The 26583-nt window shown below is 66.6% G+C and carries 26 protein-coding genes and 1 pseudogene; 15 read left to right on the top strand and 12 right to left on the bottom strand.

Annotated features, from left to right (window positions below; genetic code table 11):
* Nucleotides 1-65: 65 nt before the first annotated feature.
* The gene (locus HN018_RS05460; RefSeq protein WP_171834558.1) at nt 66-722 is read left to right on the top strand and encodes an ankyrin repeat domain-containing protein; all 657 of its coding nucleotides are present in this window, start codon (nt 66-68) and stop codon (nt 720-722) included.
* A gap of 28 nt (nt 723-750) precedes the next feature.
* Nucleotides 751-1686, top strand: coding sequence for an EamA family transporter (locus HN018_RS05455; protein ID WP_204259680.1), 936 nt, complete (start codon nt 751-753; stop codon nt 1684-1686).
* Nucleotides 1687-1855: 169 nt separating this feature from the next.
* On the opposite strand, the gene HN018_RS05450 is transcribed toward HN018_RS05455, so the two are convergent.
* The 5 genes from HN018_RS05450 to HN018_RS05430 all read right to left on the bottom strand — a co-directional run bounded on the left by HN018_RS05450 (nt 1856) and on the right by HN018_RS05430 (nt 4732).
* Nucleotides 1856-2101: a CopG family ribbon-helix-helix protein gene (locus HN018_RS05450; RefSeq protein WP_171834557.1), complete on the bottom strand. Its 246-nt coding sequence runs from the start codon at nt 2099-2101 to the stop codon at nt 1856-1858.
* Nucleotides 2102-2161: 60 nt separating this feature from the next.
* Nucleotides 2162-3265, bottom strand: a complete 1104-nt coding sequence (locus tag HN018_RS05445; protein WP_275434226.1) for a site-specific DNA-methyltransferase — start codon at nt 3263-3265, stop codon at nt 2162-2164.
* Nucleotides 3266-3287: 22 nt separating this feature from the next.
* The gene (locus HN018_RS05440; protein WP_239479032.1) at nt 3288-3908 is read right to left on the bottom strand and encodes a ribonuclease HII; all 621 of its coding nucleotides are present in this window, start codon (nt 3906-3908) and stop codon (nt 3288-3290) included.
* Between the two features lie 147 nt (nt 3909-4055).
* Nucleotides 4056-4337 carry a CsbD family protein gene (locus tag HN018_RS05435; RefSeq protein WP_171834555.1) on the bottom strand — a complete coding sequence of 94 codons (282 nt, stop codon included), beginning with the start codon at nt 4335-4337 and terminating at the stop codon, nt 4056-4058.
* A gap of 221 nt (nt 4338-4558) precedes the next feature.
* Complete coding sequence (locus tag HN018_RS05430; RefSeq protein ID WP_171834554.1) at nt 4559-4732, bottom strand: hypothetical protein; 174 nt, start codon at nt 4730-4732, stop codon at nt 4559-4561.
* A gap of 328 nt (nt 4733-5060) precedes the next feature.
* On the opposite strand from HN018_RS05430, the gene HN018_RS05425 reads away from it, so the two are divergent.
* From HN018_RS05425 to HN018_RS05405, 5 genes are all read left to right on the top strand, one after another.
* The gene (locus HN018_RS05425) at nt 5061-6389 is read left to right on the top strand and encodes an MdtA/MuxA family multidrug efflux RND transporter periplasmic adaptor subunit (protein ID WP_171834553.1); all 1329 of its coding nucleotides are present in this window, start codon (nt 5061-5063) and stop codon (nt 6387-6389) included.
* Between the two features lie 58 nt (nt 6390-6447).
* The gene (locus HN018_RS05420; RefSeq protein ID WP_171834552.1) at nt 6448-9642 is read left to right on the top strand and encodes an efflux RND transporter permease subunit; all 3195 of its coding nucleotides are present in this window, start codon (nt 6448-6450) and stop codon (nt 9640-9642) included.
* Nucleotides 9639-13133, top strand: a complete 3495-nt coding sequence (locus HN018_RS05415) for an efflux RND transporter permease subunit (protein ID WP_171834551.1) — start codon at nt 9639-9641, stop codon at nt 13131-13133. Before HN018_RS05420 ends, HN018_RS05415 begins: the two co-directional genes overlap by 4 nt.
* Nucleotides 13130-14620 carry an efflux transporter outer membrane subunit gene (locus HN018_RS05410; protein ID WP_171834550.1) on the top strand — a complete coding sequence of 497 codons (1491 nt, stop codon included), beginning with the start codon at nt 13130-13132 and terminating at the stop codon, nt 14618-14620. The genes HN018_RS05415 and HN018_RS05410 overlap by 4 nt, the downstream gene beginning before the upstream one ends.
* Nucleotides 14621-14740: 120 nt before the next feature.
* The gene (locus tag HN018_RS05405; protein WP_171834549.1) at nt 14741-15070 is read left to right on the top strand and encodes a hypothetical protein; all 330 of its coding nucleotides are present in this window, start codon (nt 14741-14743) and stop codon (nt 15068-15070) included.
* A 45-nt stretch (nt 15071-15115) separates the two neighbouring features.
* On the opposite strand, the gene HN018_RS05400 is transcribed toward HN018_RS05405, so the two are convergent.
* The 3 genes from HN018_RS05400 to HN018_RS05390 are packed head-to-tail and all read right to left on the bottom strand — an operon-like array spanning nt 15116 to nt 17562.
* Nucleotides 15116-16168, bottom strand: coding sequence for an aldo/keto reductase (locus tag HN018_RS05400; protein ID WP_171834548.1), 1053 nt, complete (start codon nt 16166-16168; stop codon nt 15116-15118).
* 37 nt (nt 16169-16205) lie between these two features.
* Entirely contained in the window at nt 16206-16391 is a 186-nt protein-coding gene (locus HN018_RS05395; RefSeq protein WP_171834547.1) for a hypothetical protein, read from the bottom strand.
* 37 nt (nt 16392-16428) lie between these two features.
* Nucleotides 16429-17562 carry a HoxN/HupN/NixA family nickel/cobalt transporter gene (locus HN018_RS05390; protein WP_239479030.1) on the bottom strand — a complete coding sequence of 378 codons (1134 nt, stop codon included), beginning with the start codon at nt 17560-17562 and terminating at the stop codon, nt 16429-16431.
* A gap of 23 nt (nt 17563-17585) precedes the next feature.
* Here HN018_RS05390 and larC point away from each other — a divergent pair, with 23 nt between their 5' ends.
* From larC to HN018_RS29710, 7 genes and pseudogenes are all read left to right on the top strand, one after another.
* The gene (gene larC / locus HN018_RS05385; RefSeq protein ID WP_204259679.1) at nt 17586-18893 is read left to right on the top strand and encodes a nickel pincer cofactor biosynthesis protein LarC; all 1308 of its coding nucleotides are present in this window, start codon (nt 17586-17588) and stop codon (nt 18891-18893) included.
* A complete protein-coding gene (locus HN018_RS05380) occupies nt 18890-19768 on the top strand; it encodes an adenine nucleotide alpha-hydrolase family protein (RefSeq protein WP_204259678.1) in 879 nt (292 codons plus the stop codon). Before larC ends, HN018_RS05380 begins: the two co-directional genes overlap by 4 nt.
* Nucleotides 19765-20424, top strand: coding sequence for a nickel pincer cofactor biosynthesis protein LarB (gene larB / locus HN018_RS05375; RefSeq protein WP_171834546.1), 660 nt, complete (start codon nt 19765-19767; stop codon nt 20422-20424). Before HN018_RS05380 ends, larB begins: the two co-directional genes overlap by 4 nt.
* A 21-nt stretch (nt 20425-20445) precedes the next feature.
* Nucleotides 20446-21513 (top strand): aldo/keto reductase, encoded by a 1068-nt coding sequence (locus HN018_RS05370; protein ID WP_171834545.1) that lies wholly within the window; start codon nt 20446-20448, stop codon nt 21511-21513.
* 26 nt (nt 21514-21539) lie between these two features.
* Nucleotides 21540-22049: a cupin domain-containing protein gene (locus HN018_RS05365; protein WP_171834544.1), complete on the top strand. Its 510-nt coding sequence runs from the start codon at nt 21540-21542 to the stop codon at nt 22047-22049.
* A gap of 109 nt (nt 22050-22158) precedes the next feature.
* Nucleotides 22159-22742 (top strand): annotated as a pseudogene (locus tag HN018_RS05360) (DUF4147 domain-containing protein).
* Nucleotides 22739-22960, top strand: coding sequence for an MOFRL family protein (locus HN018_RS29710; protein ID WP_456307006.1), 222 nt, complete (start codon nt 22739-22741; stop codon nt 22958-22960). Before HN018_RS05360 ends, HN018_RS29710 begins: the two are co-directional and overlap by 4 nt.
* 70 nt (nt 22961-23030) lie before the next feature.
* On the opposite strand, the gene HN018_RS05355 is transcribed toward HN018_RS29710, so the two are convergent.
* Both HN018_RS05355 and HN018_RS05350 read right to left on the bottom strand, forming a co-directional pair.
* Nucleotides 23031-23204 (bottom strand): DUF1328 domain-containing protein, encoded by a 174-nt coding sequence (locus HN018_RS05355; protein WP_171834543.1) that lies wholly within the window; start codon nt 23202-23204, stop codon nt 23031-23033.
* A gap of 125 nt (nt 23205-23329) precedes the next feature.
* Nucleotides 23330-23584 carry a CsbD family protein gene (locus HN018_RS05350; protein WP_171834542.1) on the bottom strand — a complete coding sequence of 85 codons (255 nt, stop codon included), beginning with the start codon at nt 23582-23584 and terminating at the stop codon, nt 23330-23332.
* A gap of 192 nt (nt 23585-23776) precedes the next feature.
* Here HN018_RS05350 and HN018_RS05345 point away from each other — a divergent pair, with 192 nt between their 5' ends.
* Nucleotides 23777-24850, top strand: coding sequence for a zinc-binding metallopeptidase family protein (locus HN018_RS05345; protein WP_171834541.1), 1074 nt, complete (start codon nt 23777-23779; stop codon nt 24848-24850).
* A gap of 15 nt (nt 24851-24865) precedes the next feature.
* Here HN018_RS05345 and HN018_RS05340 read toward each other — a convergent pair whose 3' ends face one another.
* Both HN018_RS05340 and HN018_RS05335 read right to left on the bottom strand, forming a co-directional pair.
* Nucleotides 24866-25630, bottom strand: coding sequence for a DNA polymerase III subunit epsilon (locus HN018_RS05340; RefSeq protein ID WP_204259677.1), 765 nt, complete (start codon nt 25628-25630; stop codon nt 24866-24868).
* Between the two features lie 23 nt (nt 25631-25653).
* Nucleotides 25654-26526, bottom strand: a complete 873-nt coding sequence (locus HN018_RS05335; protein WP_204259676.1) for a slipin family protein — start codon at nt 26524-26526, stop codon at nt 25654-25656.
* Between the last annotated feature and the right edge of the window lie 57 nt (nt 26527-26583).

The raw sequence follows: 26583 nt of genomic DNA, 5'->3' as shown, positions 1-26583 counted from the left end.
CACGCACCGAACCGACGAAGGCTCCGGAAACGGAACCCGGGCCGGGCTTGCAGCAGAGACGAGACATGGATTTCCGACGCGCCTTGCGCCTGACCACGACCGCCCTCCTGCTCGGTGCCGGGCCCGCCCTCATGCCGTTGCACAGCGCCCTGGCGCAGTTCAGCGCCGGCGGGACCGGCGGCGGCGGTGGTAGTGGCGCGGACTCCGATCGCGAAGCCGCCGACCAGCAGGCTCGGGCAGCCGCCAAGGAGGCCGCTCGTCTCGCAGCGCCGCCGCCGGCGATTCCCGGTGCCGTGACCGACGAGGCGACCGCGACCTCCGGCCATGCCAGCGTGGACATGGAGCCGACCGCCGCCCTGTTCGATGCCATCAACCGCGGCGACATGACCGCAGCCAAGGAGGCGCTTGGCCGAGGTGCCGACATGAACGGCAAGAACGTGCTGGGCCAGAGCCCGCTCGAGATGGCGATCGACCTCAACCGCAACGACATCACCTTCGTTCTGCTGTCGATGCGCAACACCGAGAACGGTGCCCCGGTCGCGTCGATCCAGACCGCCAGCGTTTCCGCGGCCGGCAGCGACGATGCCGCAGGGCCGCCCATCAAGACCAAGGGTAAGCACGGCCGCCCGGTCGCCGGCCTGGCACCGAAGCCGCAGCGCTACGCGGCGGACGGCGGCGCGCCGAAGCCCGAGATCGGTTTCCTCGGGTTCGGCGGCAGCTAGCAGGCTGTTCTAGATCGTCCCTGGTTCCGTGTCGGTAACCGCGGTCTCGACCGCCGCAGCTGCGTCCCATCTCCGAGCCCGCCGCCTGCTCGCCCTTCCAGCCCTGCTGGGCGGCATGGGCTCGGTGCAGATCGGTGCGTCGATCGCCAAGCTGCTGTTCCCGGTCCTGGGGCCGATCGGCACCGCGTGCATGCGGGTCCTGCTGGCGGCGATCGTCCTGTTGCTGATCGCCAGGCCGTGGAACCGTCAGGCGATGGCCCGGCCGACCCGGAGCGGGATGATCGCGATCCTTGCCTACGGCCTGTCGCTCGCGGTGATGAACATGGTGTTCTATGCAGCCCTCGCCCGGTTGCCGCTCGGCGTCACCGTGGCCATCGAGTTCATCGGGCCGCTGACCCTGGCTGTAGCCGGGTCCCGTCGCGCCCTGGATCTTCTCTGGGCGGCCATGGCGATCGGCGGCCTGCTGCTGCTGCTGGAGCCCTGGCAGATGGCGGCCTCGCAGCACCGGCTCGATCCGATCGGGGTGCTGCTGGCGCTCGGTGCCGGCGTGACCTGGGCGCTCTACATCCTGACAGGCCGCCACCTGGGCTCGCATGTCGAAGGCATCTCGGCGACGGCGCTGGGCATGAGCGTCGCGGCGGTGTTCGTGCTGCCGTTCGGTTTCGAGGCCTTGCCGGCGCTGGCGACGCATCCAGCCCTGATCGCGAGCGCGTTCGGCATGGCCATGCTGTCGAGTGCGGTGCCCTACTCGATCGAGATGATGGCGATGCGCCGGATGAGCATGCGCAGCTTCAGCATCCTGATGAGCCTGGAGCCGGCCATCGCGACGCTGGCCGGACTGTTCCTGCTGGGCGAGCATCTAACATTCATGCACTGGCTGGCGATCGGCGGCATCGTCGCGGCGTCCCTCGGCAGCGCCGCCGTTGGCGACGCGCCCCAGCCGGCGCTTCCCCCGCCGGATTAAGGCATCGACCAGCGGGCACCGCGGGCACTACACGCGGGCGCCGTGCAGGATTGCCAGGACGTCGACATTCGCGTCGGAGACCCGACCGGGCCGGACATAGCTGCACGCCATCAATGACCTCGTGCAGCGTGACCGCAACAGGGGGCCGCTGGGCGGGTTCAGCGAGCGGTCATACCCAGCGAGCATAACCGGCATCGACCTCTTCGGGAGACGGAAAGTCACCCGCTTCGGCCTGATGCAGGCCGTCGGCGATACGTGCGATCGGCCACCGGTGCGCTGCGAGATAGATCGCGATCGCGTCGTCGATCAGGAACGACGGATCCCGCGATGTCAGTTGCGCCAGGGCATCGAGTTCGGCACGATTCTTGTGATCGAGCTTTACCGTCACCGCGTCCTCGACTGCCCCATCAGTCACGGTGCCGTCTCCGTTTGCTAAACTGGTCGCTGGATTTGCACCGCCCGACCAAGGCCGCGCTCAGCCGGCTTCCTCCCGGACGACCTGCGTGGACTCCGTGCGCACGACGTCGAGCGTGATCAGGATGCCGTCCCGTTCGAAGTGCCAGAACGTCCAGCCGTTACAGGAGGGCGCATTGGTCAGGGTGGCGCCGAGCTGGTGGATCGAGCCCCGGATCGTGCCGCTCAGGATGGTGCCGTCCGGCGAGACGGTTGCGGTGATCCGCCGCTGCTTGTCCATCAGACGCGTGCCCGCCGGCACCAGACCGCGCTCGACCAGGCTGCCGAACGGCACACGTGGCAGGTCGCGCTTGGCCGGGGTCGCCATCACGCTGTCTATCGGCAACGGGCGTTCGCGACGGTAGCGGCCGATCGCGGCCTCGGCATAGTCCGGATGGCGCTCGATGCCGATGAAGCGGCGGCGCAGGCGCTTCGCCAGAGCGGCGGTGGTGCCGGTGCCGGTGAACGGGTCCAGCACGATGTCGTCGACGCCGGTGCTCGCCAACAGGACCCGGTGCAGCAGGCTTTCCGGCTTCTGGGTCGGATGCAGCTTGAGCCCGTGCTGGTTACGCAGACGCTCCGAGCCGGTGCAGAGCGGCAGCAGCCAGTCCGACCGCATCTGAACGTCGTCGTTCAGCGCCTTCATCGCGGCGTAGTTGAACCGGTAGCGGCTCTCCTTGCCGCGCGCCGCCCAGATCATCGTCTCGTGCGCGTTGGTGAAGCGGCGGCCGCGGAAGTTCGGCATCGGGTTCGACTTGCGCCAGATCACGTCGTTCAGGATCCAGAAGCCGAGATCCTGCAGGATGCTGCCGATGCGGAAGATGTTGTGATACGAGCCGATCACCCAGATCGTGGCGTCCTTGCGCATCAGCCGCCGGACCTCGACCAGCCAGTTGCGAGTGAAGGTGTCGTAGGCCGCGAAATCCCCGAACTTGTCCCAGTCGTCGTCGACGCCGTCGACCAGGCTGTCGTCGGGGCGTCGCAGTTCGCCGCGCAACTGCAGGTTATAGGGCGGGTCGGCGAACACGCAGTCGACCGAGCCGGACGGCAACAGCCGCATCAGCTCTATGCAGTCGCCGAGCAGGATCTGGTCGAGCGGTAGCTCCATCCCCACTGCGTACGTCATGAACGATCTTTTGTCAGCGACATCATGCCAGCTCGAGCAGCAGGCTGAGCTGGCGTACGGCGCCGAACTCCTCCCGGTGGTGCCGGGTCAGCCCGAGCGAGTTGAGGGCCGCCCGATGAAAGGCGGTGCCGTAGCCCGCATTGCGCTCCCAGCCGTAACCGGGCCATCGCAGACCGAGGCGGGTCATCAGCCGGTCGCGGGTGACCTTGGCAATGATCGACGCGGCCGCGATCGACAGGCACACGCCATCGCCGCCGATCACCGCCTGGGACGCGCAGGTCAGCTTCGGACAGCGATTCCCATCGACCAGGACCAGGTCCGGGAGGTCTGGCAGCCGTGCGACCGCACGCGACATTGCGAGCATGCTGGCGTGCAGGATGTTGAGCCGCTTGATGTCCCGAACCGACGCGGCGCCGAGGGCGATCGAGATACCGGGACAGGCAAGCAGGGCGTCGTGCGCAACCTGGCGCGCCTCGGGGCTCAGCTTCTTGGAGTCGTCGAGCAGGACGGCAAGGCGTCTCGGCGGTCGTGTCGCGAACATGACCGCAGCCGCAACCACCGGCCCGGCCAGCGGGCCACGACCAACTTCGTCGACTCCCGCAACCCGGCCGCCATGACCCGATTCGCGCCTGTAATGTGGCAACACCCACCCCTCGGCCTGTAGCTCGGGAGGCTCGTGGCAGACTCGCTGGGCGCGAGTCGCCGTCAGATGCCGCCGCTGCCACAGGCAAACCATCTTTGGTCTGCCCGTGGCAAGCGGATCGGCGCCGATACGACTAGGCGAATGACGTCAGTCGCGGGAGGGGATCAGCAGGAAGCCCAGCAGGAACCCGACGCCGGCCGCAATCCCGAGTGCGGCGAACGGCTGGTCGCGCACCAGGGTGGTCACCTCGTCGAGCTGCTCCTGAGCCTGGTCGATCAGGTCGCCGTATTCCTGCTGCACCTTGCCCTGGAGCTGGTCGATCTTCCCCTCGGCCTGCATGTCGGTCTGGCCGGTCAGCCCGCCAACGCCATCCTTCAGTTTGCCGACGCCTTCGGTGACCGCGCCTTTGATTTCGTTCTCGTCGACCATTGCCCTCGATCCTCCACTGAAGTTGTTGCTTTGCGGCGAACGAGGTCACGCCGGTCGCAGTTCCTTGGACAGCGCGCTAGCGCAGTCGAAACCGTTGGCAGAACCATATCATCGAGAAGGAAAGGCGCTCAAGGCGCGAGCGCTGGCGGGAGAGCCTGCCGCGCGTGTGGGGCTCTAACCGGGAGTCGCCTCCCGGCGGTCGAGGCTAAATAGTTCGGGTCTTAGGCAGTGGCGCGGGACGCCCACATGCCGTGGCGGGAGGAGCTTCCAGCGAGATACGAGATGTCGCGGACCGTATCCCGGTTTGCGTAATCAGACTGGTCCTGTCGGATGACCAAGTCATCAGTGCGTGCCTGAAGAGCCTGGGTCTCGAGTGCGAAGAGCCTGCGAAACATTGCCTGTCTCCTGTGCTCCGTCGTCGGACGGAAAGAGCAGCGGACTTTTCTAATCCGCCACGCGGCGAACCGGGTGATGATCTAAACCAGGGGCACCAATGAAGTCTTCATAGCATACTCATAGTTGTGCCACAATCTCGCCTTGATTGTCTCACGAACCCGTGTTTGCTCAGAGAATACCGGCCTGATGGAAGATGCTGTGACGTTTCGAGCGGGATTTGCGCGAAACCTGCCATCTTTGGCGGGCCTATAATCTGCTACGACACAGCAGACGCGTGCCAAGCGCGCGCCTTCACTGCATGCGCCCTGATACGGGGTAGGGAGCAGCATGGACGAGCCGACCAGAATCCCTGATCGCGACACTCGCGTAGCGGATGCCCACACTGCTGCTTCGCCGGCTCCATTACCGCCATCCGGCCCGGCCGCAACGTCCCGGCGCAGGCGCCGGTGGCTCCCTTGGCTGATCGTCCTGCTGGTGGTGGGCGTCATTGCATATGCGCTGCTGCGGCCACAAACGAAGCCGGCGGCGACCGGCGGACGCCACCACCGAGGTGCCGCGGGACAGAATGCGGACGGCACCGCGCAGGCGCAGCCGGTGAGCGAAGCGGTCGCGCGGACCGGCGACATGCCGGTGGTGCTGACCCAGCTCGGTACCGTGACCTCGCTCGCCACGATCACCGTGCAGTCGCAGATCAGCGGCTACCTGCTCGAGGTGAACTTCACCGAGGGCCAGGAGGTTCACAAGGGTGACCAGCTCGCCCTGGTGGATCCCAGGCTCTACATCGCCACGCTGACCCAGTACGAAGGCAACCTGATCCGCGACACGGCGCTTCTGAAGCAGGCACAGGCCGACTACGCGCGCTACCAGCTACTGCTGCGCCAGAAGAGCATCGCCTCCCAGCTCGCCGAGAACCAGATCTTCGTGGTCGGCCAATACCAGGGCGCGATACGCACCGACGAAGGCCAGATTGCCAGCGCCAAGCAGAACATCGCCTATTGCCACATCCTGTCGCCGATCGACGGTCGTGTCGGACTGCGCCAGGTCGATGCCGGCAACTACATCACATCCTCGGCCACCAACGGGCTCGTGGTGGTCACGCAGGTTCATCCGATCTCGGTGATCTTCACCATTCCCGAGGACAACATCCCCTCGCTCCAGGCGCAGATGAAGGCGGGCACGAAGCTCGAGGTCGATGCATACGACCGAACCAACACGCTAAAGCTGGCGTCCGGCTTCGTTCAGACCATAGACAATACGATCGACACCAGCACCGGGACCGTGCGCATCCGCTCGATCTTCACCAACACCGACGACGCGCTGTTCCCCAACCAGTTCGTCAACGCCCGCCTGCTGCTGCAGACGCTGCATAACGCGGTCCTGATCCCCAACGGGGCCATCCAGACCGGGCCACAGGGCAACTTCGTCTATCTGGTGCAGGCCGACAACACCGTCGCCGTCAGGCCGATCAAGACCGGCACAGCCAGTATGACCGACACCGTCATCACGTCGGGACTGGCAGTCGGCGACAAGGTCGTCACCGACGGCACCGACAAGCTCAAGACCGGCTCTAAGGTGATGGTCCCACCGCCGGCGCCCGCCAAGGCGCCGGCTGCCGCAGGCACGCCGGCCCACCACAGACACGGCGGGGATCAGTGAGCCTGGCCGGCGGCCGCGAGGCTGATCCGCGCCTGAACACCGACCGGACCAGCCGCCCGTGAACCTCTCCCGCCTCTTCATCGTCAGGCCGGTCGCGACCACCCTGCTGATGCTCGCGATCCTGATGGTCGGGCTGCTCGGGTACAAGTTCCTTCCGATCGCCGCCCTGCCCCAGGTCGAATATCCGACTATCCAGGTGCAGACCTTCTATCCGGGCGCCGGGCCGCAGGTGATGACCACCTACGTGACGGCGCCGCTCGAATACCAGCTCGGCCAGATGCCCGGCCTCGACCAGATGCAGAGCAAGAGCTCGGCCGGCGCATCGGTGATCACGCTGCGCTTCGGGCTGTCCATCAACATCGACGTCGCCGAGCAGGAAGTGCAGGCGGCGATCAATGCCGCGAACTCGCTGCTGCCGACCGACCTGCCCGCGCCGCCGATCTACGCCAAGGTCAATCCGGCCGACACCCCGATCCTGACGCTCGGCATCACCTCGAAGACGATGACGCTGGTCGATGTCGAGGATTATGTCGACACGCGGCTGGCGCAGAAGATCAGCCAGATCAGCGGCGTCGGGCTGGTGACGCTGACCGGCGGCAATCGCAAGGCGATCCGGGTCAAGGTGAACAGCCGCGCGCTGAGCTCCTACGGCCTGAGCCTCGACGACCTGCGCACCATCATCACCACGGTCAACGTCAACTCGCCGACCGGCACCTTCGACGGCCCGCTGCACTCCTCCACCCTGCAGGTGAACGGACAGATCAGTGCGCCCGACATTCTCGCCGATCAGGTGATCGCCTACAGCAACGGCGCGCCGATCCGGGTGCGCGACGTCGCCACCGTGGTCAGCGGCCCGGAAAACACCCAGCTCGCGGCATGGGCGAACACCACGCCGGCGATCATCCTGAACGTGCAGCGCCAGCCCGGCGCCAACGTCATCGCGGTGGTGAACGCCATCGACCGGATCCTGCCGCAGCTGCGCAGCTCGATCCCGGCCGGCATCACCATCACGCCGCTGACCGACCGGACCACGACCATCCGCGCCTCGGTCAGCGACGTCGAGTTCGAGCTGCTGCTGTCGGTCGGCCTGGTCGTGCTGGTGATCTTCCTGTTCCTGCGCAACATCCCGGCGACCATCATCCCGAGCCTGTCGGTGCCGCTGTCGCTGATCGGCACCATGGCGATCATGTACCTGCTGGGTTTCTCGCTCGACAATTTGTCGCTGATGTCGCTGACCATCGCGACCGGCTTCGTGGTCGACGACGCCATCGTCATGATCGAGAACATCGCCCGCTATATCGAGATGGGCGAGACCCGGATGCAGGCGGCGCTCAAGGGCGCCGGGCAGATCGGTTTCACCATCGTCTCGCTGACGGTCTCGCTGATCGCCGTGCTGATCCCGCTGCTGTTCATGGGCGATGTGGTCGGCCGGCTGTTCCACGAGTTCGCCATCACGCTTGCCGTCACCATCGTGCTGTCGGCACTCGTGTCGCTCACCCTGGTGCCGATGCTGTGCGCGCGGATGCTGCGCGAGCAGCCGCATCATCCGGACGGCGCGAAGATCCAGTCCGGCACCCGATTCTCGCGATGGACCGAAAGCCTGATCGACCGGACCATTGCCGGCTACGGCCGCATGCTCGACGTGGTGCTGCGCCACCAGCCGCTGACCCTGTTCGTGGCGGTGCTGACCATCGCGGCCACGGTCGTGCTCGCGGTCATCATCCCCAAGGGGTTCTTCCCGATCCAGGATACCGGCGTCATCCAGGGCGTTTCGGTGGCGTCCCAGGATACGTCGCTGGCCGCGATGTCGACGCACCAGCAGGCGCTGGCCCGGGTGATCCTGGCCGACGAGGACGTGATCAGCCTGTCCTCGTTCATCGGCGTCGACGGGACCAACATGACCCTCAACCAGGGCCGGTTCCTGATCAACCTGAGGCCGCACGACGACCGCAACCTGACCGCATCGGGCGTCATACGGCGCCTGCAGACCGAGGTGGCGAACGTGGCCGGGGTGCGGCTGTACATGCAGCCGGTGCAGGATCTCTCGCTCGATACCGCGGTGTCGGCGACGCAGTACCAGTTCGTGCTGGAAACCCCGAACTACGACGATTTCAACGTCTGGGTGCCCAAGGTGGTGGCCGCCCTGCAGGCGCTGCCGCAGCTCGAGGATGTCACGTCCGACCTGCAGGCGAGCGGCTTGGTCGCCAACGTGACGCTCGACCGCGCCACCGCGGCGCGCTTCAGCATCACGCCGCAGACCGTCGACAACGCGCTCTACGACAGCTTCGGCCAGCGCCAGATCAGCACGATCTACACCCAGTCGAACCAGTACCGGGTGATCCTGGAAGTTGACAAGGCGCTCCAGCGCGACCTGTCCAGCCTGAACCAGATCTACCTGCCGGGCAGTGCCTCGAGCACCAGCACCACGACCACCGGCGCGGCGCGGCAGCCGACCGGCGGGCTGGTGCCGCTGAGCGCGGTGGCATCGGTTCATATCGGCACCGCGCCATTGCTGATCTCGCATCTGGGCCAGTTTCCGGCCACGACGATCTCGTTCAACCTGAGGGACGGCGCCTCGCTCGGACCTGCGGTGAACGCGATCGACACCGCCGAAAAATCGATCGGGCTGCCGTCGAGCTTCCAGACCTCGTTCCAGGGCACCGCGGCCGCGTTCCAGAGCAGCCTCGGCAACGAATTCTTCCTGGTGCTGGCCGCACTGGCCGCGGTCTATATCGTGCTGGGCGTGCTCTACGAGAGCTTCATCCACCCGGTCACCATCCTGTCGACGCTGCCGTCCGCCGGCATCGGCGCGCTGGCCGCCCTGATGATCGCCGGCGCCGACCTGGACGTGATGGGCATCATCGGCATCGTACTGCTGATCGGCATCGTGAAGAAGAACGCGATCATGATGATCGACTTCGCGCTCGAGGCTGAACGCGAGGACGGCATGACCCCGTTCGACGCGATCAGGCGTGCCGCCCTGCTCCGCTTCCGGCCGATCCTGATGACCACGCTGGCAGCCGCGTTCGCCGCCCTGCCGCTGATGATGGGCACCGGTACCGGCTCGGAGCTCAGGCGTCCGCTCGGCATCGCCATCGTCGGCGGGCTGATGGTCAGCCAGTTGCTGACCCTGTTCACCACCCCGGTGATCTACCTGTTCATGGACGGGCTGAGCCGGCGGACCCGGGCCTGGATGAGACGGCGCAACGCCGGTCGGGCCGAGCCGACGCCCGGTCCGTCCACCACGCGATGAACATCTCCCGGCCCTTCATCCTGCGACCGGTGGCGACCACGCTGCTGACCGTCGCCCTGACTCTGAGCGGGGCGTTCGCCTACACCAAGCTGCCGGTCGCACCACTGCCCAACGTCGCCTTCCCGGTGATCCAGGTGCAGGCGACCCAGCCCGGCGGCTCGCCGGAAGAAGTCGCCGAGACGGTGGCGACGCCGCTCGAACGGCATCTCGGCACCATCGCCGGCGTCACCGAGATGACCTCGGAAAGCGTTCAGAACTCGACCCGCATCGTGATCCAGTTCGACCTCTCGACCGACGTCAACACGGCAGCCCATGCCGTCGAGGCGGCGATCCAGTCGGCCCGCGCCGACCTGCCCACCAGCCTGCGCAGCAATCCGGTCTATCACAAGTTCAACCCGGCCGGGCAGCCGATCATGATCCTGGCGCTCACGTCCAAGACGAAGACGATGCCGGAACTCTTCGACCTCGCCACCAACGTCCTGCAGCAGCAGCTCTCGAAGGTACAGGGCGTCGGTAATTTCCAACCCGGCGGCAGTTCGCTGCCGGCGGTCCGGGTCGAGATGAACCCGCTGCCGATGTTCCAGCAGGGGATCGGCTTCGAGGACGTACGCGCCGCCCTCTCGTCGGCCAACGCCAACACGCCGAAGGGCTTCATCGATGTCGGCCCCCGCCGCTACCAGCTCGACACCAACGACCAGGCCCGCAAGGCGGCGGATTATCGCGACCTGGTGGTCGGTTATCGCAACGGCGCGCCGATCCGGCTCACCGATATCGCCGAGATCAACGACAGCGTCGAGGATCTTCGCAACGCCGGCTACTACAACGGCGAGCCCTCGGTCATCTGCATCGTCTATCCGCAGGCCAACGCCAACATCATCAAGACCATCGACGGCATCAAGGCGCTGCTGCCGACACTACAGACCGCGCTGCCCGCCGACGTGTCGCTGCATATCGGCATGGACCGCTCCACCACCATCCGCGCCTCGGTCAGCGATACCCAGACCACGCTGCTGATCGCCATCGTGCTGGTCGTGCTGGTCGTGCTGGTGTTCCTGCGCACCTTCCGCTCGACGCTGATCCCGGCGGTCGCCGTGCCGGTCTCGATCATCTCGACGTTCAGCGCGATGTACATGCTCGGCTTCGCGCTCGACAACCTGTCGCTGATGGCCCTGACCATCGCGACCGGCTTCGTAGTGGACGACGCGATCGTGGTGCTGGAGAACATCGCCCGCCACATGGAAGACGGCATGCCGCGGCTGCAGGCGGCGCTGCAGGGCACCGCCGAGGTCAGCTTCACGGTGATTTCGATCACGGTGTCGCTGATCGCGGTCTTCATGCCGATCCTGCTGCTGCCCGGGATCGCGGGCAAGTTCTTCTACGAGTTCGCGATGACGCTGATCGTGACGATCAGCGTCTCGCTGGTGCTGGCGCTCACCATCACCCCGATGATGTGCTCGCTGCTGCTCGTGGTGCAGCCGCGCGTGAGCCCGGAGCAGGCCGCCGAGGATACACGGCGGGCACGATCGCAGGCGGGGCCGGTGCGCCGTGCCATTGCCCGCTTCTCGGCACTGATCGAGCGCGGGCTCGACGGCATGCTGCATGGCTACGAGAAGAGCCTGAACTGGGCCTTGCGGCATCGCCGGCTGGTGGTGCTGACCCTGCCGCTGACCATCGTGCTGACGATCCTGCTGGTGCAGCGCATGCCGAAGAGCTTCTTCCCGACCGAGGATAACGGCCTGCTGATCGGACGCGTCGAGGGCGAGCAGAGCATCTCGTTCCAGAACATGCAGCAGAAGCTGATCGAGGTGCAGAACGCCGTACTGGCCGACCCGGACGTGCTGACCGTGGCCGGCTTTACCGGCGGCCGCGGCACCAACCAGGCGCAGGTGTACATCCAGCTCAAGGACATCTCGCAGCGCAGCGACAGCGTCGAGCAGACCATCGGGCGGCTGAGTGCCAGCCTCAAGAACATGGTTGGCGCCCGCTTCTTCGCCTTCTCGGCCGGCGACGTGCGCGCCGGTGCCAGGTCCAGCAGCTCGAACTACCAGTACACGCTCACATCAGACGATTCCGAGCTGCTCTACTCGTGGGCCCAGAAGATCGAGGCTGCCCTCAAGAAGCGGACCGAGCTTGCCGACGTCGATTCCGACGTCTCCCAGGGTGGCCAGGCAATCCAGGTGGCGATCGATCGCGACAGTGCCGCCCGCCTCAAGCTCACACCGCAGCTGATCAGCAACACGCTGAACGACGCGTTCGGCCAGCGCTCGGCCTCGGTCATCTACAATACGCTCAACCAGTACCATGTCGTGATGGAGGTGGCGCCGCGCTTCTGGCAGGACCCCTCGATCCTGAAGCAGATCTGGGTGAGTGCCGCCAGCGGAACCGCGACCGGCAGTGCCAGCAGCAACCTGATCCGTGTGAGCAACGCCAGCAGCAACGCGTCCGGCGGCACCACCAACGGCGGCGGCAGCGGTGGCCAGTCGATCTCCAACACCAGCGCCACCGTGCAGACCGGCACCGGCATCGCGTCCGCCACCAGCGGCACCACGAGCGGCACCAGCAGCACCACGACGCTCTCGACAGCGCAGCAGTCGCAGCAGAACGCCAACAGCAACAGCCTCGCCGGCGGCAAGGGCGCCTCCAACGGATCGGCGGTGTCGTCCGCGAGGGAGACGATGGTGCCGCTATCGGCAGTCACCACGATCGGTCCGACCGTCACCCCGCTCGAAGTCTCGCACGATGGCGGCTTCGTCGCGGCCACCATCTCGTTCAACACCCCGGTCGGCGGCTCGCTCAGCGCGGCCGAGACCGCCATCGGCGAGACCATGCTGCAGCTGCACGTGCCGGCCGAAATCCACGGCGCTTTTGCCGGCAACGCCCAGCAACTGCAGCAGACCACGAGCTCCTATCCGCTGGTGGTGCTGGCAGCCCTGCTCGCGGTGTATGCGACGCTGGGCATCCTCTACGAGAGCTACATCCATCCGTTGACCATCCTGTCGACGCTGCCGTCGGCGGGCGTCGGCGCGATCCTGGCGCTGCAGCTGTTCGGCGAGGAGTTCTCGCTGATCGCGATGATCGGGGTGATCCTGCTGATCGGCATCGTGAAGAAGAACGCCATCCTGCTGATCGATTTCGCGCTGAGCCAGGAGCGCGAGCACGGCGCCACGCCCTACGACGCGATCTACCAGGCCTGCCTGCTTCGGTTCCGGCCGATCATGATGACCAGCTTTGCCGCCGCCCTGGGCGCGCTGCCGCTGGTGCTGGGACATGGTTACGGCAACGAGCTGCGCCGGCCGCTCGGACTGTCGGTGGTGGGCGGGCTGATCGTCAGCCAGGCGCTCACCCTCTACACCACGCCGGTGGTCTATCTGTATCTCGACCGCATGCGGCACTGGTCGGCCAGGCGCTGGTCCAACCGAAGCTGGCTGGGGGGCGGGCGTCACCCGCCCCGCCCCGGCCCCACCACACAACAGGACGCCACCGCCGGATGAAGCCCGTCTCGACGACCCGCCGCGCGGCGATGCTGATCGCCTCCAGCCTGTTCGCCACCACGGCCCTCGGCGGCTGCATGGTCGGTCCGGACTACCATCGGCCCAACGCGGTCATGGCTGCCCGTTTCAAGGAAATGACGCCACCGCCACCCGGCTGGGCGTTCGCCGATCCGCACTACGCCGAACTACCGAAGGGCGCCTGGTGGACGCTCTACAACGATCCCGTCCTGAACGGGCTCGAGAGCCAGATCGACATCTCGAACCAGACGCTCAAGGCCAGCGAGGCCTCCTACCGGAATGCCCGCGCCCTGGTCGACGAGGCGCGCGCAGGCCTGTTCCCGACCATCGGCGTAACGCCGACCGCCACGCGTACGGGCACCGCCAACATCACCAACTCGACCGTCGGCGTGCAGGGCACGGTGGATTGGCAGCTCGACGTTTGGGGGCAGATCCGCCGCCAGGTCCAGGCTCAGGCGTCCGCGGCGCAGGTGAGTGCCGCGACGCTGGCGGCAGCGCGCCTGTCGATCCAGACGACGCTGGCGATCGACTACTTCAACCTGCGCTACCAGGATAGCCTGCAGGCACTGCTCGACCGGTTTGTCGCCTATTACCAGCAGGCAGCGCAGATCACCCGCAACAGCACCAATGCCGGCGTCTCCGCGCCGTCCGACCTGCTGCAGGCAGAGACCCAGCTCGCGACGACACAAGCGCAATCCGTTTCCGTCGGGATCCAGCGCGCCCAGTACGAGCATGCGATCGCGGTGCTGACCGGCCATCCGCCCGCCGACCTGTCCCTCGCGCCGGGCGCCCTCACCGACCGCATTCCCGCGATCCCGGTCACGATCCCCTCGGTGGTGCTGCAGCGCCGCCCGGACATCGCCGAGGGCGAGCGCACCATGGAACAACAGAATGCGCTGATCGGCGTCGCGGTGGCGGCCTATTATCCGGTGATCAGCCTGTCCGCCGCCGGGCAGTATGTCGGTGATCCGGTCGGAGGATTGTTCAGGGCGGCAAACCAGGCCTGGTCGCTTGGCGCGACCGTGGCGCAGTCGCTGTTCCAGGGCGGCGAGCGGACCGCTGCCGTGCGTGCGGCCCGAGCCAACTTCGATGTCAGCGTCGCCAACTACCGGCAGACCGTGCTGAACGCGTTCCAGAATCTCGAGGACGACCTCTCCAGCCTGCGCATCCTGGCCATACAGGCGGACGCCCAGGCGAATGCTGTCAATCTCGCCAACCAGGCGGTGGAGGTTGCATTCAACGAATACACTGCCGGCACGGCGATCTACACCACCGTCATCACCAGCCAGACGACCGCGCTGACCAATGCGCAGACGGCTCTCGGCATCCAGCAGAACCGCATGGTGGCGAGCGTGGACCTGATCAACGATCTCGGCGGCGGCTGGGACGCTTCGGAATTGCCCAGCAAGGCCAGCCTGCAGACGGACAACCCGTTCCTGCCGTCCTTCATCCAGAAGGACCGGAACTGAGGCGTTGAGGACCCTGGCTCGATCGTTGAAGATTCGTGAAGGCTGGAAACTCATCGGCGGCGAACGGTTTCTGACCTCGGTGTCGCGATCCCGCTGCGCCAGCCTTGACGAGGTTTCGAAATGCCGCAGTTCGATGCAACCATCAAGCATATCAAGGACGGGGTGAAGAGCTTCACCGTCGCCGCCGCAACCAAGAATATCGAGGGTTGGGAAGCCACGCTCGAGAAGCTCGATACCCCCGGCACCAAGGGGATTATCCGTGATCTCGAGAGTCTCAAGAAGCATCTGCATGCCGAGCCACTGGACGGCGCGGCGATCCAGAAATTGATCGCCAAGCTCGGCAAGGAGACGGTTGCCATTGCCGGCAAGGCGGATGGCAAGAACGCCGACAAGATCAAGGCGCTCGGTGAGGCGCTCAGTTCTGCTGCCGAAGACACCAAGGCCGCATGACAGCGACGTGCCTGGCTGCATCATGCAGCCAGGCACGTTTCACCTTCATTCCATGACGGGTGCCAGCAAATTGACGGCGTCTACATCGTCACCGAGCCACTCAGCATTTTTTGCAGTTCCGTCGAACGTCGCGCTGGTCTTGAAGAGTTCGTACTTGCCCTCCAGGGCATAGGGGCGACTGCGGGCCAGCAACTCGGAAACACGGACTTTGTCCATCGGCTGGAAGGTCCGGACGGCCTTGAAGGCCTGGTCGAGATCGCGACGGTTCTCGATCCCCGTGATGACCACCGAGGTCGGCAGGTTGAGCGAGTAGTGCAGGTATTCGAGAGGGTCGATCGGCGCGTTGCTTTTCAGCAGGACGCCGTCGCCGAAACTCTTCATCCCGAGCACCGCGATGCCGTGCTCGACCAGATACGGCAGCACCAGATGTGCGAAGCTGCGGAAATGTGCATCCATGATGTTCAGCGGCATCTGCACGGCATCGAAATGGAACCCGCGCTCGGCAGCCACCGCCAGCATCTGCAGGTGGATGCGCGGGTCCTTGTGACCGGTGAAGCCGATATAGCGTAGCTTCCCGGCCTGCTTCGCCTCGACGAATGCTTCCATGGCACCTTCCTCGGCGAAGATCCGATCCGGATCGTCGTAGCGGAGGATCTCGTGATGCTGGATCAGGTCGATGCAATCGGTGCGCATGCGCTGCAGCGAGGCGTCGATCTGGTTGGCCGCCTCTTTCTTGGTGCGGCCGTCCATCTTGGACATCAGGAAAACCTTGTCCCGGTAGCCGCCCTGGTCGAGCGCCACGCCAACGCGCAGCTCCGATCGCCCCTTGTTGTAGTCCCAGCAATTGTCGACGAAGTTGATTCCGCGATCGATGCTCTCATGGATCAGGTGCACCGCCTCATCGTCGGTCAGCGCGCTCTTGCCGACATGGAACCCGCCCAGCCCGATCGCCGAGATCATCTCGTCGGTGCGCCCGAACCGGCGATACAGCATGTCGCCGCGGCGCTCGCCCGGATCGGTCACGAACGGCAGGTCGGCCGGGTCGGCAACGCGGGTGACGGGCAGCATCGCACTGCTGAGGTCGTGTGTATCCGGCATCGATGGTCTCCTGGGATCTTCGGCTTGGGTTTGGTGGTTAGCCGCCGTTCTTGGGTGCGAGCGCGAGAATCGGGTCACGATCCCGGCCGAACCAGTCGGGATTGCATGCGATTCCCTCGAATTGGACCAATCGGATCGTCTCGGTGGCGCCGCGTGCAGTGCCCACAACGAGGCAAGGCAGGCCGGTGGCAGCGACGGTTCGAAACAGGCTGCGTCGATCCATGGATTTCATCCGATCACGGGCAGGCCGACGGGCGCGGTCAGCGCAGGGTGAGCTTCCGGCGTTGTCTCGCCAGGAGCGAGGCGAGCATCGAACCAATCCAGAGCAGCGCGAAGCTGCTGACCAGCCCGTAGCCGATCAGTTCCCCGTGTGTATCCGGGAGGCTCACCCAGGCCGGGATCGAGACGCCGGGAATACTGAGCAGGTCGATCGCTTCCGCCAGCCCGATCAGCAACGCCACCACGACCGAGACCGAAGTGATGGCCATGTTGTAGCCGAGTTTGCGGGTCGGCTCTGCCAGTGCCCATCCATATGCACCCAGCATCATCACGCCGTTGGCGGTATCGACCAATGTCATGCCGGCAGTGAACAAGGCCGGGAACGCCATCACCGCCCAGCCGGCCTGGCCATGCGTCGCACCGGCCGCGGCCAGCGCCAGCACGCCGATCTCGGTCGCGGTGTCGAAGCCGAGCCCGAACAGCAGGCCGAGCCAGAACATGCCACGGCTGGTGCCAACCCGCCGGAACAGCGGCGCGAACAGGCGGGACAACCCGCCCTGTGCGGTCGGCAGGGCCATCGACAGGTCGGGGTCGCCGCGACGCCGGCGACGGCGCATCCGCAACAGCGACAGCAGCACGCCCAGGTTGGAGCCGCCGATCAGCAGCAGGAAAGCCGCGGACACTGCGGCGCCGGCCGGGGCGCCCCATCCGGCGAGGACTCCGAACCGGTTGCGGAACCAGCCCTGCGCCAGCACCACCGCCAGTCCCGCCACCACCACGACGGTGGAATGTCCGAGCGAAAAAAACAGGCCGACGGTGATCGGGCGCTGCCCGTCCTGCATCAGCCGCCGCGTGACATTGTCGATGGCAGCAATGTGATCGGCGTCGACGGCATGACGCAGCCCGAATCCCCAGGCGATCAGGGCGGAGCCGAGCAGGGCCGGCGACGCGTGGAATGCCAGCACCGCCCAGCACCAGGCCAGCAGGTTGACCCCGAGCAACCCGAGGAACAGCACGGAAATTCGACGCTTCTGGGGGCCTGCGCGAACCGCCTGCCCAGGTGCCGTCGGCGACGGCGGCAGTCCGGAACGAGCGGGCAAGTCATGGAATTCCGGCATGGAGACAGCCTGTCCGAGCAGGCGCTCGCGGGCAAGTTCGGAACGTGGACAAGACACGGTTACCTACCCATCATCGGGCGATGATCCACCTGCATCTCGACCCGCTCGGCGGCATGGCCGGCGACATGTTCGCGGCTGCATTGCTGTCGGCGTTCCCCGAATACGAAGGCGCTGTCACGATCGCCGTGGCGAAGGCGGTCGATGTGACGTGCCGGGTCCTGCCGCATAATGACGGCGTCCTCGCGGGGCTGCGCTTTCGCGTCGAGGGCGCCGACGGACGGCCCGCCGACGCGCCCGCCACGGCCGAGCGGCATCATACGCACGACCATGGCCACACGCATGGGCACGACCACGAGCATGTCCACGAGCACGAGCATGGGCACGAACATGCACATGATCATCGCGCATGGCGGCAGATCCGGACGGGACTGCTGGCCAGCGGGCTCGATGCGGCGATCCTCGATGTCGCAGTCGGGATCTTTACGGTCCTGGCCGAAGCCGAGGGCCGGGTCCACGGTGTCGCCGCCGATGCGGTCTCGTTCCACGAAGTCGGTGCCTCGGACTCCATTGCCGACATCGTCGCCGCCGCCGTGCTGATCGAGGCGATCGGAGCGGCAAGCTGGAGCATTTCGGCACTGCCGCTCGGCGCCGGCCGCATCCGGACCGCGCACGGCATCATGCCGGTACCGGCGCCGGCGACCGCGCTGCTGCTTGAGGGGTTCGACATGCTGGATGACGGCATCCCCGGCGAGCGCGTCACGCCCACCGGAGCGGCGATCCTGCGCTACCTGAAGGATAGCGGCGTGCTCGGCCACCGGCCGGCCGGACGCCTGGCCGGCAGCGGCATCGGCTTCGGCACCAGAACCCTGCCGGGCACCAGCAACTGCGTGCGCGTGCTGGTGACGGAGACCGGTGCGCAGCAGGGCATTGCCAGCGGACATCGCACGCTCGGCGTGATCGCATTCGAAATCGACGACCAGTCGGGCGAGGATCTTGCCGCCGGCCTGGACCGCATCAGGAGCGTTCCCGGCGTGCACGACATCATGCAGATGGCGGCGATCGGCAAGAAGGGCCGCATGGCCGTGCATGTGCAGGTTCTCGCGGCACCGGACGCGCTTCCCGAGATAACTGCAGCCTGCTTCCGCGAAACCACGACGATCGGGCTGCGGACGCATCTGGTGGAGGGCCAGGCGCTGCAGCGCCGTACTGCCCGCATGACCATCGATGGCGCATCGGTGGACGTGAAGCTGGTGGATCGTCCGGACGGCAGGACCGGCAAGGCGGAGGCCGACCACCTGCTCGGCCTGCCCGGTCATGCCACCCGGACCCGCGTGCGCCGGCAGGCCGAGGCGATGGCAATGGCGAACGACCAGGACGCGAAGCCATGAGCTCGCTGATCGACACACAGGAGCCCGTTGCGGCACTCGGACGGCTGCAGGCACTGCTGGCCGGGCTGGACGCGCCACGGGTCGCCATCGCGGTCAGTGGCGGGATCGACAGCCTGACGCTCTCGGCCGTCGCCGCGCCGGTGCTGGGCGGTCGCCTGACGCTGCACCACGCCACGTCGCCGGCGGTGCCGCACGAAGCCACCGAGCGGACCCGCGCGCTGGCGGCGGGGCTCGACGCGCGGCTGGTGATCTTCGACGCCGGCGAGTTCGACGATCCGAGCTACCGCGCCAACCCGGCGAACCGCTGTTTCTTCTGCAAGACCAACCTGTATGGGGCGATCGCCACGCGCCTGCGCGGGACGGACACGCTGGTCCTGTCAGGCACCAATACCGACGACCTGAGCGACTACCGGCCGGGCCTGCAGGCGGCGGACGCGCACAGCGTGCGGCACCCGTTCGTCGAGGCAGCGATCTCCAAGGCGACGCTGCGCCGAATCGCGCCGCTCGTGGGCCTCGGTCACCTGGCCGACCTGCCATCGGCGCCCTGCCTGTCCAGCCGGATCGAGACCGGGCTGTTCATCGAGCCGGCGACGCTGGCACTGGTGCATGCGGTGGAGCGGTCGGTGGCCGCACGTCTCGGCAGCGACGGCCGCATAGTGCGCTGCCGGGTCCGTCGCGACGGGCTGGTCATCGAACTCGATGCGATCTCGCTGCAGGACGTGCAGGACGGACTGGAGGCGACATTGCGCCATACGATCTCGGACTTGGTCGCGGAGGCGGGCGAACCACCCCGCGCGCTGAGGTTCGCTGCCTACCGGACCGGCAGTGCGTTCCTTCGGCCCGTCTCCGACGCAGCACAACCGGTACAGCCATGAGCGAGTTCCAGCTCGACGGCGAGCGGTCCGCCCGCATTGGTTTCGGCGAGGCCGTTTACTGCTCGGGCAAATCGCCAGCCCAGATCGCCGCCATTCTGCGCTCGGTGCCGGAGACGCCCCTGCTCCTCACCCGGCTCGACGCGACACGGTTCGCAGGCCTGCCCGAGGACCTCGCAGGCAGGCTCGACTACGACCCGGTGTCGCGCACGGCCTGGCAGGGGCAGCCGGCGCCCTTGCGGCCCGGCCGGCACATCGCCGTGGTCACCGCCGGCACCTCCGACGTGCCGGTAGCCCGCGAGGTGGTGCGCACGCTGCGCTTCTCCGGCCATGCTGCTGCCGAGATCACCGATGTCGGCGTGGCCGGACTGTGGCGCCTGCTGCGACGGGTCGATGAACTTCGCGCCTATGCCGTGGTCATCGTAGTGGCCGGCATGGATGCCGCCCTGCCCTCGGTGGTGGCCGGGTTGCTGCCGGGCGTGATGATCGGCGTGCCGACATCGGTCGGCTACGGGGTCGCGGTCGGCGGGCGTGCCGGGCTGGACGCGATGCTCGCCTCCTGCGCGCCGGGTCTCACGGTGATGAACATCGACAATGGATATGGGGCGGCCTGCGCCGCGTTGCGGGTGCTCGGCGTAATGGGCAGGACGCCTGCCTGATCTGAAGAAGGGATAACGACCATGGATCGTCGTGATTTCATCAAGACCGTCGCGGCCGGCGTCGGCACTGTCGCGGCACTGGGAACGGCGACCGCCGATGCAGCGTCGATGGCGGCACCACCCAGCGTCACGCCGCGGCCCGGGACGGTCACCGCGACGATCCCGCAGCATCCGGACATGAAATATCGCGCCCTCGGCCGCACCGGCGAGGCGGTGTCGCTGGTCGGTGTCGGCGGATACCATCTCGCCAAGCCCGGCGGCATGAACAACGACGAGGCGATCCGGGTGGTGCATGCCAGCATCGATGCCGGCATCAACTTCTGCGACAATTGCTGGGACTACAATAACGGCGAGAGCGAGGTCCGGCTCGGACGTGCCCTGTCGCAGCAGGGTTACCGCAAGCGCGTGTTCCTGATGACCAAGATCGACGGCCGCACCGCCAAGGCGGCGATGGGCCAGATCGAGACCTCGCTGTCCCGGCTGCAGACCGACCATCTCGACCTGCTGCAGTTCCACGAGATCATCCGGGCCGACGATCCGGCGCGGGTGTTCGCGCAGGGTGGCGCGCTCGAGGCGGTGCTGAAGGCGCGCGAGCAGGGCAAGCTTCGCTATATCGGGTTCACCGGCCACAAGAGTCCGGCGATCCATGCGAGCATGTTCGAAATAGCCGACAGCCACGGATTCCATTTCGACAGCGTGCAGATGCCGCTCAACGTCATGGACGCGCATTACGACAGCTTCGAGAAAACCGTCGTGCCGATGGCGGTGGCCCGCGGCACCGGCATCATCGGCATGAAGGCGTTCGGCGACCCGTTCATCCTGCAGTCGCGGGTGATGCCGCCGATGCAGATGCTGCAATATCCGATGAGCCTGCCGATCAGCAGCCAGATGACCGGCATCGACAGCATGGATATCCTGCACCAGGCGCTCGAGGCGGTGCGCACCTACTCGCCGCCGACACCGGAGTTCCGTGCGGCGCTGCTGGCCCGCAGCGCGCAGATCGCGATGACCGGAAAGACCGAGCTCTACAAGACCACCGAGCATTTCGACGGCACCAACCAGAATCCGCAATGGCTGACCGAAGCCTGAAACCGGGCTGCGCCGGTGAGCGGCCCATGCGGCGGATGATCGGTGCGGTCGCCACGGGCCTGCTGCTCGTGGCAACGACCCGCATTGCACCTGCAGCGACGCCTGAGATCCCCTACTGGGACAACTGGACCGACAGCGCCGGCATCAGCCACCTGACGCGCTGCAAGCTGCATCGTTTCGCGCTCGAAAGTGTCTCGAAACCGGCGACGCCCGAGTGGCGGGATCGGCAGCAGGCCGGCGCCAAAACCATCCTGAACCATGTCGAGCCGCCGGGCTGGGTGAGTGGCTGGCACGAGAACCCGGCGATACAGTGGATCATGCCGGTCAGCGGCACCTGGTTCGTGCAGGCGATGGACGGCAGCCAGGCGACCGTCGGTCCCGGCGAAATCGTCGTGGGCGAAGACCAGCACGCCAGGGCGGACGCGGCCGGGCACAAGGGTCACCTGGCCCGCAATCCGGGCTCCGTCCCGGTATCGTTGATGATCGTCCAGATGATGGACCTCCCACAGACCGGGAAACCCTGCCGTTTCGAGTAGCGCCTGAAGCGTGCGTCCGTGTGCAGGCCCGGCACTCTGCATCCGGCAGACCTAGTACGCGACCACGGGGACCATGAGCGTCGCCGAGCCCAGGCTGCTGATTACATAGGTGTTCGAGACATCCGTCGCCGCTCCGGACCCGGCGCGGATCGTTCCGGCCTGGCTGCCCGATCCGCCGCGCGGTCGCACCATCGTCATCGGCGCCGGCGAGGGAGCGGCCGCCATGGCGCAGGCGTTCGACGATGCATGGCCGCATCCGCCGGAAGGCCTCGTGGTCACCCGCTACGGCGTGCCGTACCGCCGCATCCGGGTGCTGGAGGCCGCCCACCCGGTGCCGGACGAGGCTGGCCTGGCCGCGTCGCGACAGCTGCTCGGCTTCGTGTCCGGCCTGACCGCCGACGAATTGATAGTCGCGCTGATTTCCGGCGGCAGCTCGGCGCTGCTGCCGGCACCGGCCGGGGACCTGACGCTGGACGACGAGCAGGCGTTCAACCGTAGCTTGCTGGCAGCGGACTGCCGATCTCGGACATGAACCTGTTTCGCAAGCATGTTTCGGGCATCAAGGGCCTGCGCCTCGCGCGGCCGGTGGCAGCTGCCCGGCTGATCACCCTGCTGCTGTCCGGTGGCGAAACGACCGTTACCGTGACCGGGCCATGCGGCCGGTTGGCCGCAACACCGACTTCGCTCTGGTGAGCGCCGATGCCGACGGGATCGACGGGGCCAACGACGGGGCCGGCGCCTTCATCGATAGTGGAACCGTGACCCGGTCGCGGCAGGCGGGCATCGACCCCGGGCAGGATCTGGCCGGACACTCATCCGGCAATGCATTCGAGCAGATCGGGGCGCTGTTCGTGACCGGTCCGACCCGCACCAACGTCAATGATTTCCGGGCCATCCTGATCGACCGGTAAGGCGGTGGTGCGGACATAAAAAAGGCCCGGTATCCTGCGATACCGGGCCGAGCGCAGCGAATGCGCCGATCTAGAATATCGCCTTGCCGGCCATCAGGCCGATGATGAGCAGGACGACGAAAATCACGATGGCAATAAAGAACAGGGTCTTGGCAATCGCGGCGGTCCCGGCGGAAATACCGGTGAAGCCGAAGATGCCGGCGATGATCGAGATCACCAGGAAAAGCAATGCAAGCTTAAGCATGGGGCACCCTAGCTACGGTTGTTGAGCGGTTCGGTCGTTCTGAAACGTCATTGCAGTTCGACGGTTGCGTCGATTGCTTCGCTACCCGAACGACCGGCGCCACATGTTGGATGGGTCGGGTGCGATCAGCGACGGGCGATCAGCGCGCCGAGAACGAAGCCGATCGCCGTCGCGACCGCGATCGCGATCAGCGGCTGGTCCGAGGTGGCGTCACGCACGCTGTCGAGCGTGTCGCCGTAATAACCCTGCGCCTGGCCGGTGACCTGCTTGACCTTGCCTTTGGCCTGCGTCGCGGAATCGCCCAGAAGACCGCCCATGCCGTCCTGCAGCTTGCCGACCGTGTCCTTGGCTGCGCCTTCGATACGATTTGTGTCGACCATGTACTGATACTCTCACTTCGTGCCGACCATGATTGATCGACCTCTTGGGCGCGCCAACGCGCCAGCCGCCGGTTGGATGCGCGTGGTTGCGGATTGGCGCCCGGTTCTGCAACCGGCGCAATACGGGACCCGGCGTCCTGCCGGTGCGTTATTCAGCATGACGCGGCATCCGCAGCCCGCCAGGATGACCCGATGAAGCTGTTCAACTGCCAGAACTGCGGCAACCTGCTGTTCTTCGAAAACCGCTTCTGCGATCAGTGTGGCATGGCGCTCGGCTACCTGCCGCATCAGGCAACGATCTCGGCACTGATCATTACCGGAGACGGCAGCACCGACGTATACGAGGCGATGGGGGCGGCCAACGCGCGGGTGCGGCTTTGCGAGAATGCCGGACGGGACGCCTGCAACTGGCTGGTCGATGCGGAAGCGGCCGAGACCTATTGCGCTGCCTGCCGCCATAACCGGATCATCCCCGGCCTCGGCAACGACCATACCGTGCTGCTCTGGCAGCGCCTCGAGATTGCCAAGCACCGGCTGTTCTATTCGCTGATCCGGCTCGGCATCCCGCTGCCGAACCGGATCGACGACCCTGCCGAGGGTCTGGTGTTCGACTTCCTCGACCCGCTGCCGGGAGGGCCGAAGATCCTGACCGGGCACGAGGACGGCGTCATCACCATCAATGTGCAGGAAGCCGACGACGCACACCGCGAGGAGATGCGTCACCGGATGCACGAGACCTACCGCACCCTGCTCGGACATTTCCGCCATGAGGTCGGGCACTGGATCTGGGACCGGCTGGTGCGCGATCAGAACCGGGTTGGAGCCTTCCGGAGCCTGTTCGGCGACGAGCGCGCCGACTATGCGCAGGCGCTGAAACGGCACTACGCCAACGGCCCGGCGCCGGACTGGCAGGAGCGCACCATCAGCGCGTATGCGACCAGCCATCCGTGGGAGGATTTCGCCGAGACCTGGGCGCACTACCTGCACATCATGGACACGCTGGAGACCGCCAGCGCCTTCGGGCTGGACGTGAAACCGACGGTGCCGCACGCCGAGGGGCTGGAGGTCGAAATCGCCATCGATCCGTATGCCGCCATCAGCATGGACCGGATCATCGACCAGTGGGTGCCGCTGGTGTTCGCGATGAACAGCCTGAACCGCAGCATGGGGCTGTCCGACCTGTATCCGTTCGTGATCTCCCGCCTGGTGCGGGAGAAGCTCGGCTTCATCCACACGATGCTGCACGACCAGCCCGGCGCGGCCTGATCTGGCCGGGGACGATCAGATCAGCAGGTCGTTCCTCGTATCCGGCGACGAAGCGGGCGGCACGTCGGCGCATCGTAGCGCGAGATGGTGGCGTGCGGAGAACGCGATTTCGGCGTCCACGCGCTCGCCCGCCAGCAGGCTCTCCAGATCCTCGCTTGACATGTCTGCAAGGCGACGGCCACGCAACCGGCCGTAGGGCACCTTGACCAGCAGCGCGGGCTCGGCCGACCAGAGCAGCAACTGCTCCAGCGACGCCACCGCCAGCATGTCGCGCAGATGGAACGCCGTGACGTAGGCATCCGGCCCGGCCCGATGCGCCGGCAGCCCCGTTGCCCGGTCCATGCCCGCCGGACGCCGCCAGTAGCGCAGGCCCTGGTTGGAATGGCCGGGAGCATCGGGCCAGATCCGCAGCGCGCACTTGTAGGTGCAGATCCACGGCAGCCCGCCGGTCATTGCCGGCACGCACCAGCGCTGCTCGAAACTCGAGCGGTGCGCCGCCAGCGCCCGCGGCGCCGGTCCCGGGGCTGCCCGAAGCACATCCGGTGCGGCGTGCTGCCAGCGCGGCGCACCTGCCACGTCCTCGTCGATGATGTGGTGGATCGCAGCGGTCGCCGGGCTGATCGGGTTACCCGGATCGATCAGGATCGCTCCGGGCGATCCCGTCAGCGTCCAGCCGCCCTGCCCGTCCGAGCCCACATCCTGCCAACCGATCTCGACCACGCCGCCATCGGTGAAACTGTTCCCGGTCGTCTCCAGATCGATGACACGTAGGAACGGCAAAGCATCCAGTCTATCCATAGGGTTTATATGGGTGCGCCCGGCCCCGGATCAGGCTGGGGCGGCGCGATATCGCGCGTGAACAGCTGGCCCAGCGCCGAGGCGAGGTCGCTCGGGATGATGATCGTGGTGCCACGCTCCTTGTTCATCTCGTACACCAGGTTCATCTGCCGCAGCTTCAGGGCGATCGGATCGGACGCGTAGATCAGCGCCGCCTCCCTGACCTGCCGCGCCACGCCCACTTCCGCCGAGGCCAGCGTCTCGCGCGCCTGCTTCTCCCGCTCGGCCTGCGCCTGCCGGCTCATCGCGTCCTGCAACGAAGCCGGGATGCCGATATCCTTGATCTCGACCGAGGTGATGGTCACGCCCCAGCTGACCGTCTTCGCACCGATGGCGCGCTGCAGTTCCTGGTCCGCCACCTGGCGATCCGACAGCAGCCGCGACAGGTCGTGCGTGCCGATCATCTCACGCAGGGACGTCTGCGCGACGCGCTCCACCGCCAGCCGGAAATCGTCGATCTCCAGGGCGGCCTTGGCTGCATCGATCACCCGCCAGAACACGATCGCATCCATGGCGATCGAGACCGTGTCGCGCGTCAACGCCTCCTCGGCCCGGATCTCGGTGGTGCGGATGCGCATGTCGACCAGCGTCTGGATGGTCTCGATGAACGGGATCAGGAAGAACAATCCCGGGCCGCGCACGCCGCGAAACCGACCCAGCCGCAGCACCACCGCCCGCTGCCACTGGCCGACCATCTTGAGCCAGGCCGGCAAAAGCAGCGCCATGATCACCAGCAGGCCCGCCAGCACGTTTGTGGCGTCGTGGCGGAGGGAGATCAGCCCGGCCGCACCGGCAGCCAGAAGGAACGAGAACAGGTAGACGACGGGCGGGGCGTTCACGGCGCGATCTCCACGGGCTTCGTGTCACAACGTGCCCGGGAGACTATCGTCCCCCGG

It is taken from the genome of Lichenicola cladoniae (assembly GCF_013201075.1).
Taxonomy (GTDB): domain Bacteria; phylum Pseudomonadota; class Alphaproteobacteria; order Acetobacterales; family Acetobacteraceae; genus Lichenicola; species Lichenicola cladoniae.
Note: the sequence above shows the minus strand (reverse complement) of the source record. Positions and strands in the feature narration are given on the sequence as shown.

Coding starts and splice junctions, on each gene's coding strand:
- HN018_RS05460 (WP_171834558.1), top strand. CDS start 66: ATGGATTTCCGACGCGCCTTGCGCCTGACCACGACCGCCCTCCTGCTC.
- HN018_RS05445 (WP_275434226.1), bottom strand. CDS start 3,265: ATGACGTACGCAGTGGGGATGGAGCTACCGCTCGACCAGATCCTGCTC.
- HN018_RS05435 (WP_171834555.1), bottom strand. CDS start 4,337: ATGGTCGACGAGAACGAAATCAAAGGCGCGGTCACCGAAGGCGTCGGC.
- HN018_RS05430 (WP_171834554.1), bottom strand. CDS start 4,732: ATGTTTCGCAGGCTCTTCGCACTCGAGACCCAGGCTCTTCAGGCACGC.
- HN018_RS05425 (WP_171834553.1), top strand. CDS start 5,061: ATGGACGAGCCGACCAGAATCCCTGATCGCGACACTCGCGTAGCGGAT.
- HN018_RS05415 (WP_171834551.1), top strand. CDS start 9,639: ATGAACATCTCCCGGCCCTTCATCCTGCGACCGGTGGCGACCACGCTG.
- HN018_RS05410 (WP_171834550.1), top strand. CDS start 13,130: ATGAAGCCCGTCTCGACGACCCGCCGCGCGGCGATGCTGATCGCCTCC.
- HN018_RS05405 (WP_171834549.1), top strand. CDS start 14,741: ATGCCGCAGTTCGATGCAACCATCAAGCATATCAAGGACGGGGTGAAG.
- HN018_RS05400 (WP_171834548.1), bottom strand. CDS start 16,168: ATGCCGGATACACACGACCTCAGCAGTGCGATGCTGCCCGTCACCCGC.
- HN018_RS05395 (WP_171834547.1), bottom strand. CDS start 16,391: ATGGATCGACGCAGCCTGTTTCGAACCGTCGCTGCCACCGGCCTGCCT.
- larC (WP_204259679.1), top strand. CDS start 17,586: ATGATCCACCTGCATCTCGACCCGCTCGGCGGCATGGCCGGCGACATG.
- HN018_RS05380 (WP_204259678.1), top strand. CDS start 18,890: ATGAGCTCGCTGATCGACACACAGGAGCCCGTTGCGGCACTCGGACGG.
- larB (WP_171834546.1), top strand. CDS start 19,765: ATGAGCGAGTTCCAGCTCGACGGCGAGCGGTCCGCCCGCATTGGTTTC.
- HN018_RS05370 (WP_171834545.1), top strand. CDS start 20,446: ATGGATCGTCGTGATTTCATCAAGACCGTCGCGGCCGGCGTCGGCACT.
- HN018_RS05365 (WP_171834544.1), top strand. CDS start 21,540: ATGCGGCGGATGATCGGTGCGGTCGCCACGGGCCTGCTGCTCGTGGCA.
- HN018_RS05355 (WP_171834543.1), bottom strand. CDS start 23,204: ATGCTTAAGCTTGCATTGCTTTTCCTGGTGATCTCGATCATCGCCGGC.
- HN018_RS05350 (WP_171834542.1), bottom strand. CDS start 23,584: ATGGTCGACACAAATCGTATCGAAGGCGCAGCCAAGGACACGGTCGGC.
- HN018_RS05345 (WP_171834541.1), top strand. CDS start 23,777: ATGAAGCTGTTCAACTGCCAGAACTGCGGCAACCTGCTGTTCTTCGAA.